Here is an 11245-nt window from a genome sequence, read left to right as displayed (position 1 = left end):
AGGCCCGTCCGCTGCTCCCGGGCAGTGAGACGGGCTATTTTTTTACCCCCTCTCCCATACAATAAGACACCTGACTAAATATACTTTCCGAGCATAGGAAGGCAGCCCCTGCTTTGCCTTTTCAAAACACCAATTTCATGTACAAACATCTTTTTATCAACCAATTATGAGAAAACAAACCCATCCTAAACCATGACAAAAAAACGTATTCTATATCTTCTAACTCTGCTGGGGATCATGTGCGCCTGGCAGGTCCGGGGCCAGAACCTGGCACTGAATAAAGCCGTGACCGCCTCTACCAGTGAGGCGGGTATGGTACCGGCCAATGCAATAGACGGAGACGGCGGCACCCGCTGGGCTTCTGACTATCTTTCTCCCTCCTGGATCAAAATTGACCTGGGACAAGCTACCTCTATCAGTTCAGTAACGCTGAACTGGGAACGGGCCAGCGCTGAAAGTTATCATGTGATGGTATCGGACGTGAACAGCACGCCGGACCCTAACAGTGCGGACTGGACCGTTATCTCAACCCAAACGGGTATGGCTGATGCGGCGCGGGTAGATAACCTGACGGGGCTGAGTGGCTCGGGTCGCTACATTGCCATGTATGGCTATAATAAGCTGCACCCCTGGGGCTATTCTTTGTGGGAATTTGAGGTATATGGGCAGGCAGGGGCTTCCAACCAGGCGCCCGTGGCAAATGCGGGGGCGGATCAGACCCTGAGCGGGCAGACTTCGGCCACGCTGGATGGTACGGGAAGTTATGATCCTGATAATGGCCCCTCAGCCCTCACCTATCAGTGGTCGCAGACGGCAGGACCTTCTGCCAGTCTCTCCAGTGCCAACGTGGCCTCCCCAGTGGTATCAGGTTTGCAGGCAGGCAATACGTATACATTCAGCCTAGTGGTAAATGACGGGGCGGCTAACAGTGCGGCCGATGCGGTGAGCTTAGGGGTGAATGCAGCCGGTGGTGGCTGTAATACCTCTGCTAACCTGGCCCTGAACCAGCCGGCCCAGTCTTCCTCTGCAGAAGGGCCGTTTATCGCGGCTTCGGCTTTTGACGGGGACCCTGGCACACGCTGGGCCAGTGCGTTTAATGCTGATGAGTGGCTGATGGCCGACCTTGGCAGCAGCCAGACTATCTGCCAGGTAGACCTGAGCTGGGAAGCGGCCTATGCGACGGCGTATGAGATCCGCCTGGGCACTACTAATGACATTAATGCCGCTACGGTGATTGCCTCGGTAACGGACAGTGACGGGGGCATCGACCAGGTGACTACCAACTCTTCGGTAGCAGGGCGGTACATTTTCCTGAAAGGGGTCACCCGTGCGCTGCCGGCATATGGCTATTCCGTATGGGAAATGAGGGTTTACGGCGGTGAAAACAGTGGCAGCGGTGATACACAGGCTCCTTCGGATCCGGGTAACCTGGTGGCTGAGCCGGCAGTGTATGCTTCTAATCTAAGCTGGTCGGCTGCGACGGATAATGTGGGGGTGACGGGCTACCAGATATTCCGGTCGGGCAGCAGTAGCCCGCAAAATACGGTGGATGCCAGCATAACGGCCCTTACGGTAAGTAATCTTAGCCCGGAAACGCAGTATACGTTTATTGTAAAAGCGGTGGATGCTGCCGGTAATAGCTCTCCGGGTGCCTCCGTTACCTTTACCACGCAGTCTGCCGGTAATGGCGGAGGCGGTGGTATCATCGCTGTAGGAAACATTGCCCTATCTACTACGGCCTATACCTCCTCTGTCCGTGGCGACGGGGTAAACGTAGGTGGTTTTGCGGTGGATGGTAATATTACCTCCCGCTGGGAAAGTGGGTTTACGGATAACGAATGGATCTACCTGGACCTGGGCCAGAGGTATGAACTGGGCCGGGCGGTCCTGCACTGGGAGACGGCCAGTGGTAAGCACTACCAGATACAGGTGTCTGATGACGCGGTGAACTGGACGACGGTCTATGAATTCAACGAAGAAAACCTGCCGGAGGAGCCGCGTACGGATGACCTGCTGTTTAACGGTACGGGCCAGTATATCCGGATGAATGGCCTGGAGCGCAACACGGCCTGGAGCTACTCGCTGTTTGAGTTTGAAGTGTACTCACCGGGCAGTGGCCCAGGCGACCTGCCTGCGGTAAACCCGAACCCTAACCCTGATCCGGTACCTCCGGGTCCCTCTACTTTTAATGTGATATCACCGGCCAGCGGGGCGATGGTAACCACTACCCGTTTTCCAACGCTGAACTGGAATGCAGCAGGGGGAGCCACTACTTATGAGGTGTGGGTGAATATTACGCGTGAGGACTACGACTGGAGCCAGTGGGGCAGCCTGCTGGATCGCTTTACGAAAGTAGGCGAAACAAGCGGCACCAGTTTTACACTGCAAACACCCCTGAGTGACCGGTGGACGTACAAGTGGTACATCGTAGCGCAAACAGGCAGCGGGCCTGCCTACTCGGATGTGGGTCGGTTCAGCGTATACCTGCCGGAGGTGGAAACGATGGATGATGGCGTGGGGATCATAAACGGATGCCGTGATTTGAATAAAAATGGCAGCATAGAACCTTATGAGGACTGGCGCCAGCCGATAGCGGTTCGGGTAAATGACCTGATGTCTCGTATGACGGATGAGGAAAAGGCTTACCAGATGTTCTACAATGCTCAGTTGTTTCCCATATCGGGCTGGCACTTTGGCCCGGCCATGCCTTCGGACCTGTATAACTACCAGGTGACAACGGCACAGACAAGGCTGGGCATTCCCTTTGTGTCACTAGGTGATTGTATTCATGGGTATAAAACCTCTTACCCTACTCAGATCGGTATGGCGGCTTCGCGTAACCTGGATCTGACCTACCAATGTGGTAAGGTGCAGCAGATGGAGCAGACGGCAGTAGGCTTTCGGGGTACGCTGGCTCCCCTGGCGGAGGTAGGTACCAAGGCGCTGTATCCGCGGATACAGGAAGGCGGTGGGGAGGATGCTGAATTTGCAGCGGCACAGACCCGTGCCCTGGTGGCAGGATTGCAGGCCGGCCCGGAGCTGAACCCGAACTCGGTACTGGTCACTACCAAGCACTGGCCGGGAGAGGGCGCCGGGGGTGAGGCCGGTATTGTATTTGACGGTATCAGTATCAAATACCACATGAAACCGTGGTTTGCCAATATGGATGCCGGCGCCGGCAGCATTATGCCGGGTTATGCAGGCAGCAGCTTCCTGGATCCGGGCGGACCGGGTGCGGGTGACTCTAAGCCTATACTGGACTACCTGCGCGATACGGTTAACTTTCAGGGGATCATCTGTACGGACTGGCTACCTTCAGGAAACTGGGCGGCAGCGGCGCTTGCGGGTTCGGATGTGATGGGTGGTGCCGACCCCGGAGCGGTGGGCTTTACCATGAGTGGCTTCATCAGTGAGGTGGGCATGACCCGGATTGATGATGCGGTGCGCAAGGTGCTTGATGTAAAATTCCGCCTGGGTATATTCGAAGACCCTTATGGGGACCCGGTGAACGGACCGAATGCATTCCACACCCAGCAGAGCCTTGATATAGTGACGCAAGCTGCGAGGGAATCAATCACGATGATCAAAAATGATGGTACGGCTCCGCTGAACCTGCCCTCGGGTGCCAATCTGCTGGTAACAGGGTCACGCGCGGATGACGGGGAAAGCCATACGGTTTGGACGACTGCCTTTCACTGGGAATATGGAGCAAAGAACATCCTGGAGGCTATACAGGAAAAAGGTGCCAGCCGGGGTATTAATGTATACCAGGACAATGCACCGAACCCTACTGCGGCTGTAGTGGTGGTAGGTGAAGGTTCTTACACTCACGCCACGGCCTGGGAAAAGACCAAACCGTATGTGCATGACACTTACTTCAGAAATGAAGTGGAAGCTGACAGCACGCGACTGAATGAGGTGCGGGCTATGGGTATCCCCTACATTGTGGTGGTGATCTCCCCCCGTCCTTATGTACTTACTCAGTTGGTCAGTGACGCCAATGCGGTATTCCTGGCCTACCGCCCCGGAGACGGTGGCGGGCCTGCAGTGGCTGATGTGCTCTTCGGAGATTACGCGCCTAAGGGTAAACTGCCCTGGCAGCTACCGCGCTCTATGGACCAGATAGGCGGAGACCAGCTCAGCACGACCAATGAGCGCTGGGACATACCCTTCGACCTGGGTGCTACCTCTGCGGAGCGGCAGGAGATCCGGGCCAAGATAGCCGCGGGTGAACTACTGGAGCCTATTTATGGTGATCCGCTCTTCCAGTATGGCTTCGGCCTTACGTACGGCGGTGCCCCGGCCCGGGCGGCAACGGATAATCCGGGGATTGCCGACCTGGAAACTAATGTGGATAAGGTGAAGATGTTCCCTAACCCGGTGACGAACCGGCTGAATGTGGTAACAGAAACCGAAGGCCCGGTTGCCTACCGGGTAGTAAGCCCCTCCGGCAGAGTGGTGCGGGCTGGTGAGAGCCGCTTTGCCACCTTTACACTGGATACCCAAGGGCTGCGGGGCGGTGTGTATATCCTGCAAATGGAGGTGGCCGGTAAAAGGCCCGTCACCAAATTATTTATAAAAGAATAGACTTACCCGTCTGTTTAGTAAACCCCCGGCTCCATTATACTAAATGGTGCGGGGGTTTCTTTTTTGTACTGCCGTTGATTAAAATATAAATCAGCCTGACCCAACAATCGTTGGCACAAAAGATATGAGCATCCGCCTGTGCACGCACGCCTTATTGTGCAATCTGGCAGACCGTAGCGTACACCACTACTGTTAGTAGTAGCAGTAAACTTCTCTGCTAGTTTAGTCCAAAGGAGACCCTTGAACTAAGTGGGGGCTATGCTATCCAACCCCACACCCTTTAGTGCAAGCATTTCGCTTGTACCGCGCTCCCCTGAGCGCAAGATCCCTTGATCAAGCCCGTGAATGGTGCAATAAAAAAGCCGATCCTAATTAGAAAATCGACATTCATTAGAAGTGCGATACGTGTGTATGAAGGCTAAATTAATTAGCTATTCTCGATGGTGATAACAATTCTTCTACTGCATTTATTACCCATATCAGAGTCAATTTCAAGAGTGGACATTGATCTATCAATTCCAACTATATTATCTACTTTGAATTCAAAAAACTGCTGATCACCTTTTAATGATGCTACTGCTCCGCTAGTTCTAACCCCAAATGAATCTAAATTAAACCCTAAAGAACTATGTTGTGTGAAATGTCTATCGTAATTTCCTTTGTTGGTAGTGATATAATCATCAAGTCTTATGTTTTTACCTACCTGATTGCCTAGCCATTCAAAATTACTAACTATTTTTGATTTAAGCTCGGGAGACATTTGTGCAACTTCCTTATTACGGATCTTGCAATATTCTTGTAGTTCTATCGGGTCACCATCAAATCTCCATTTACTATTTCCTTTCATATCAGTATTCTTCTCCCAGAAGTAATTTAAATACCCATCATTAAAGCCTCCTGTAGTGTAGGGATCGAGCTTTACAATTATTTTTGATTCATACGCATTGGGTAATTTCTTTAAAAAGGTTTCAAATTTGTTAATCCACTCACCCAAATCATCCTCCAATTGTTTCACGCTCATAGCAAAAGTGATCATTATTGATCTGTAAGAGATTTGAATAGGATTAGCATCTACGGAATTTGGTATAGAGATATGAAATATATCCTTTGGAAGGAAAGGGTATACATCTTCATTCAAGCTAGGCAGATTATTTATCTCCTGCCTTAATAATTCAAGCTGCTCATCTAGTTTTGGTGATGAATTTACAGCAATGTGGCCAGATATTATGCTTTCGAATCCCATTTTCAATGTATAATGGCAAAAGATAATCCTTTATATAAAATGAGGAAAGTCTTACCATAGCATAAGTATAAGTTTGTACTGCACTCCTTATATCCCTTTGGTACAAAAAAAAAATAGCACTTAGTTCAAGCGCCGATCGCCGTTCTTTACCCTATTGCATGCTGTTTACCCTAACTTACTAAATTGTACTTTAAAGTGGTGGGGTAAAGATATGAGCATCGCGCTTGTACCTGGCGCGTCACGTTGCACGCCGCATACAATGAAATCCCTGAAATGTAATCTCGCGGAACGTGATATATACCTCCACAAATAGAAGTAAATACCACAAGCCTGCAATTTTAGTCCAATCCAGTCCGTACGAGCACGATCTATTGCATGGCGCCCTTAAACTAAGTAGGGCCAGTTGGTCCAAAGGGCTCCCATGAGACAAACTGGCCAAATTGATCCATCACAAGTTACGCCTATGGCTAAACTAGCGATAGTTTGGGAAGTAAAGCACAGCATATAAGATTTGAAATAGCGACACCTATATCTACTTCCGGCTTATCGACCAGCTTTCCAACAGGTAGTAATTCCAGATCCCTTTTCGGGTGCGCAGATGTAGCTCGAAGTCTTCGGGGTTCTCATCCTTATAGGCTTTTATGTCTTTGTAGCTTACTTCTATCTTCTCAAAGTGCCCATCCATATAGAAGTCGATAGAAGGATCATCTTTAGTCCAGAAGCGATCAATCTCATAAACATGCTCTTCTGCAGAGCTATGAATAGCCTGCTGATAGTTGGCGTATTCCCACCCTGCCCGGGCAAAGGTACCGATGCTAAAAAAAGAAAAGAGCAAGCCCTGTATAGTATAAAATACCAGGATGAAAGCGCGGATGCCTATGCCTTTATTCGTCACGAAACGGTATAGTAGGAACTGCCCACGGTAGACACCCAGGCCTATAGCTCCTGCTACAGTGTGTAGTATAAAAATATAGGTAGTATAGCGTGGGTCTGACCCAATGGTATCGGGGGAAATAAAGTAATGATAGATCACCGAGATGATCATCAGCCCGATGATGATACGGTAATGTAGCTTCTCCTTTTTCTGCTCCTTCCGGATATACGCTCGCTTCGAACGGGAATCTTTCGAAATCATATTATCGCCTGGCACATAACCTGTAATACAAAGGTAGTGAGGCCTCAGTTGATAAAAACCAGATTGTAAGGCTATTCCTTACCCGGATAAGCTATTTTGCAAGGGCATAAATCAATAGTGCCGGCAGACAGTTACATACAAGCGTGAAAATTTATAGCGAATAAAACAGAATAAACATGTCGATCAATAAGGAATCTGAGCTCACGGGAATGAAAGAGATAAGTGAGGTGGTAGGCACTACCCTCAGACGTATGAGGGAGTATGTGCAGGTGGGCATGACGACTAAAGAGCTGGACGAATACGGAGGGGAAATCCTGAAGAGCTACGGTGCCCGGTCTGCTCCTTATGAAACGTACGGATTTCCCGGCTATACCTGCATAAGCGTTAATAAAGAGGCTGCACACGGCGTACCTTCGGCTGGCAGGAAGCTGAAAGAGGGAGACCTGATAAACATAGACGTATCGGCGGAACTCAATGGTTTCTGGGCGGATAATGGTGGGTCCTTTGTGCTGGGCAGAGACATCCATAACCATCAGCCACTGGTAGATGCCTCCAAACACATCCTGCGCAAGGCTATAGAAAACATAAAAGGGGGTGTCAAAATATCCGACATTGGCTACCTGATAGAAACAGAGGCTAAAAAAGCGGGCTACAAGGTCATCAGAAACCTGTCCGGCCACGGGGTAGGCAGGAGCCTGCACGAAAAGCCGGAAAATATACTGAACTGCAGGGACAAGACTAACCTGGAAAGATTCAGAAAGAACACTACGGTGGCTATAGAAACCTTTATTTCTACCACCTCCACCATGGCTGTGGAGCTGAATGATGGCTGGACACTGGTAGGTAATAAGGGTGGATATGTAACCCAGCATGAACACACCATTCTTATAACGGATGATCGCCCGCTCATACTTACGGGCGCAAATGGTATTTGGAACTGACCTACAGCAGGGCCAAAATAGTCTTGACATTACCCTGACTTAGCGGCAGAAATAAATGTGGCTATCTATATGCCTGCCAGATTATACCCTTACCTGTTTATAACCTTTATTGACCGTAAGCCCAACTCTAGAGGTCTCAAGGCACGAAGTATGAACTGGCTGCCAGCTGCGACAGTATGCCCCGGCAGCGTTTCTTGAGGCTTTTTCTCGAAAAAACCTGCAAGCTGCGCCCATTCTGCTATTTTTTTAGTAAAATGTTTGTCCATTTATTGTTAGTACCATGAAATATTCGGATTAAAGTCTATTCAGTAAGGATATGAAAGTGCATCTATGGATTAGCCTCATTTTGATCCTATTGGTTCCAAATGCTTATTCGCAGTCCATTTCAGCCAGCTTCAGTAATATTTCTATTAAAGAAGGCCTGGTGGGGGATCACGTGCTTACTATCTACCAGGACAGTAAAGGATTTATCTGGGTAGGTACCTTTGCCGGACTACACCGGTTTGACGGATACTCCTTTCATATCTTTAACCGCAGTGCCCCTCCTTATCATACCCTGAACATGATCGCGGATAACACGGTGTATGCGATCATGGAAGACCAAAACCACATCTTCTGGATAGGTACGGACCGAGGCCTGAGCAGGTATGACCCCGTAAAGGATCAGTTTACGAATTACTATCCGGATAAGGAAAACCCTGCTGCCGGCCCGAGCCATGATAATATCCGACACATATATGAAGATGCTGAAGGCATGCTATGGCTGGCTACATATGGGGGGGGGCTTAACCGGTTTAACCCTGCTACGGAGACATTTTATCATTATAAAAATGATTCGACCCCGCTGCCGGGGCCCTTTCTCAATGACTTTTATGTAGATAAAAACGGGCGGTACTGGATAGGCACTGAAGACAATGGCCTGGTGCTTTTTAACCGGGAGCAGGAAACATTCACTTACTATCTTCACGATCCGAATGACCCTAACAGCCTGTCGAATAATGTGATCAATAAGATCATAGAAGATAAGTACGGTAAGCTATGGGTAGGTACATGGGGGGGCGGGGCTTGTCGCTTTGATCTGGAATCGGAGGCATTTACCTGTTATGAAGCGCAGCCTGGGGCTTCGGACCATTTGCAGAATGATGTGGTGCGATCACTGCTGGAGGACACACGCGGCAGGCTATGGATGGCTACCTTCGGCGGAGGGCTGAGTCTCTACAACCGGGAGGCGGATACCTTTACGAACTTTCAACCTGAAAAGAACAACGCTTCCAGCCTTGCTACCAATCTTCTCTGGGAGATATACGAAGACAGGGACGGCCTGATCTGGATAGGCACGTATGGAAGCGGGCTGGATATACTGGATCCGATGAATGAAAGCTTTGCCCACTATGGGGCAGGCGAAGGCCGGCGGGACTTATCCGGCACGCAGGTAAATGCACTGTGCGAAACCAGGGACGGCACTGTATGGATCGGCACGATAGACGGCGGTATAGACATATTGTCTGCAGACCGTAAGCGGGTCACCCGGTTTGAGAAAGACGCTCAACTTTCCAGTGCTACCATCCGGAGTATTTTTGAGGATAGTGAGGGTCGCCTCTGGATTGGTACGGACCTGGGCCTGTACTTTTATACCATAAAAAGCGACAGGCTAAAACGGTATTACCACGACCCAAACAACCCACAGAGCCTGGGTAAAAATGGGGTATATGCTATTATGCAGGACAGTGAAGGCAGCATATGGGCGGGCACCTGGGACACTGGTCTGAACCGGCTGGCCAGAAGCGAATACATGAAGGAGGATCCCGCTGAGGCCGAATTCAGACATTATACAGCTATACCCGGAGATAGCAATACGCTATCATCCAACCGCATTTGGGATATCTACGAAGACGGGAATGGCAATATATGGTGCGGCACAGAAAACGGTCTGGATAAGCTGGACCCTGAGACGGGTGCAGTGAAACATATGGCAGCGCTGAACGCGGGGTGTATTATAGAGGGGGAGGCAGGTATACTCTGGGTAGGTGCCTATGGTGAGGGGGTGGTCAGGTTTGACACAAAAAATAACAAGGTCACCAGCTATAACAATCTGCGTAATGTGGACATCAACCTGGTGCTGGACATGGTGCTGGATGATGAGGGGTTTCTGTGGATTTGCTCTATTGATGGGATGACGCGCTTTAACATGCGTACGGAAGAGTTTGTGAACCTGGACCTCTCTACCGAACTAAAGAAGAACGAATATGCCATTAATATTATCGAGAAGCTGAGTACAGGTGAGTATATCATTGGAGGAGATTATGGGCTGGATATATTTGACCCGGATAAGATCAGGATACAGGGGTCGGTCCCGGTGGTAGAACTAACTGACTTTCTGGTTTTTAATAAAAGCATCACCTCTAATGACGGAAAAAACCTGGAAGCTACGGTTCCTTACAGCGAGGAGGTAAACCTGAGCTACAGGGATAATCTAATGAGCATAGAATTTGCCAACCTGTACTACTCCTCTCAGGAGCAACAGTGGTATGCTTATAAGCTGGACGGCTTTGATGAGGAGTGGACGTATACACGCTCTGATAATCGTAAAGCCACTTATACGAACCTGGACCCGGGTAGCTATACGTTCAGGGTGAAGGGGGCCACGAGGGAGGGCACGTGGAGCAAAGAGCGTACCCTGCGGATCAATATCGCCCCGCCATTCTGGGACACGCTCCTGTTTAAAGCTGCTATGGCATTTATGGCTGTGCTTATCCTTGGCCTTATCTTCAGAAACCGGGTTCGCCATGAGCGTAAACGTATCTTATGGCAAACTAATGCGGACAAAATGCAGCATGAGCAGGAGATCATCCGCCTGCGAAATGAAAAGCTGGATGCTGAACTGGAACATAAGAAAAAGGAACTGGCGTCTTCCACCTTGCATAATATGCACCGAAATGAAGAGCTGAACCAGGTAAGCAGTGAGCTGAAAACGATACTGGGCAAGCTAAAGGGAAACCCTGAGGAGCGGCGCATCAAAAAGCTGGTGGAAACCATTGATTACACAATCAAGGATGCGGACAACTGGGAGCATTTTGAGAAGAATTTTAACCTGCTGCACGAGGACTTTCTGCAAAGGCTGATGGAGGCTTATCCGCGCCTTACGCATAAGGACCTGAAGATATGTGCCTTTATCCGGATGAATTTTGATAACAAGGAAATAGCCCGTATGCTGAATATCACCCCTAAAAGCCTGGGGGTAAGCCGGACGCGAATCCGCCGTAAGATCGATATTGATAAGAATATCTTTCTAAATGATTTTATAATGAGGTTCTGAACAGTCTGGTATGAGCAGAAAAT

General features: G+C 49.6%; 5 protein-coding genes. 3 read left to right on the top strand and 2 right to left on the bottom strand.

Annotated elements, in window-relative coordinates:
* The first annotated feature begins 192 nt into the window (after positions 1-192).
* Positions 193-4587, top strand: coding sequence for a discoidin domain-containing protein (locus AB9P05_RS16555; RefSeq protein WP_371909944.1), 4395 nt, complete (start codon positions 193-195; stop codon positions 4585-4587).
* A gap of 427 nt (positions 4588-5014) precedes the next feature.
* On the opposite strand, the gene AB9P05_RS16550 is transcribed toward AB9P05_RS16555, so the two are convergent.
* Both AB9P05_RS16550 and AB9P05_RS16545 read right to left on the bottom strand, forming a co-directional pair.
* Positions 5015-5830 (bottom strand): hypothetical protein, encoded by an 816-nt coding sequence (locus tag AB9P05_RS16550; RefSeq protein WP_371909943.1) that lies wholly within the window; start codon positions 5828-5830, stop codon positions 5015-5017.
* A gap of 532 nt (positions 5831-6362) precedes the next feature.
* Positions 6363-6965: a hypothetical protein gene (locus AB9P05_RS16545; protein ID WP_371909942.1), complete on the bottom strand. Its 603-nt coding sequence runs from the start codon at positions 6963-6965 to the stop codon at positions 6363-6365.
* Between the two features lie 176 nt (positions 6966-7141).
* Between AB9P05_RS16545 and map the strand changes: the two genes are divergently transcribed.
* Both map and AB9P05_RS16535 read left to right on the top strand, forming a co-directional pair.
* A complete protein-coding gene (gene map, locus AB9P05_RS16540; RefSeq protein ID WP_371909941.1) occupies positions 7142-7906 on the top strand; it encodes a type I methionyl aminopeptidase in 765 nt (254 codons plus the stop codon).
* Between the two features lie 316 nt (positions 7907-8222).
* A complete protein-coding gene (locus AB9P05_RS16535; protein WP_371909940.1) occupies positions 8223-11222 on the top strand; it encodes a two-component regulator propeller domain-containing protein in 3000 nt (999 codons plus the stop codon).
* Positions 11223-11245: the final 23 nt, after the last annotated feature.

Source organism: Roseivirga sp. BDSF3-8, from assembly GCF_041449215.1.
Classification (GTDB): Bacteria; Bacteroidota; Bacteroidia; order Cytophagales; family Cyclobacteriaceae; genus JBGNFV01.
This window is presented reverse-complemented; position numbering and strand designations above follow the sequence as displayed.

Bases quoted from the DNA above. Each gene is read 5' to 3' on its own strand.
- AB9P05_RS16555 (WP_371909944.1), top strand. From the start codon at position 193: ATGACAAAAAAACGTATTCTATATCTTCTAACTCTGCTGGGGATCATG.
- AB9P05_RS16550 (WP_371909943.1), bottom strand. From the start codon at position 5,830: ATGGGATTCGAAAGCATAATATCTGGCCACATTGCTGTAAATTCATCA.
- AB9P05_RS16545 (WP_371909942.1), bottom strand. From the start codon at position 6,965: ATGATTTCGAAAGATTCCCGTTCGAAGCGAGCGTATATCCGGAAGGAG.
- map (WP_371909941.1), top strand. From the start codon at position 7,142: ATGTCGATCAATAAGGAATCTGAGCTCACGGGAATGAAAGAGATAAGT.
- AB9P05_RS16535 (WP_371909940.1), top strand. From the start codon at position 8,223: ATGAAAGTGCATCTATGGATTAGCCTCATTTTGATCCTATTGGTTCCA.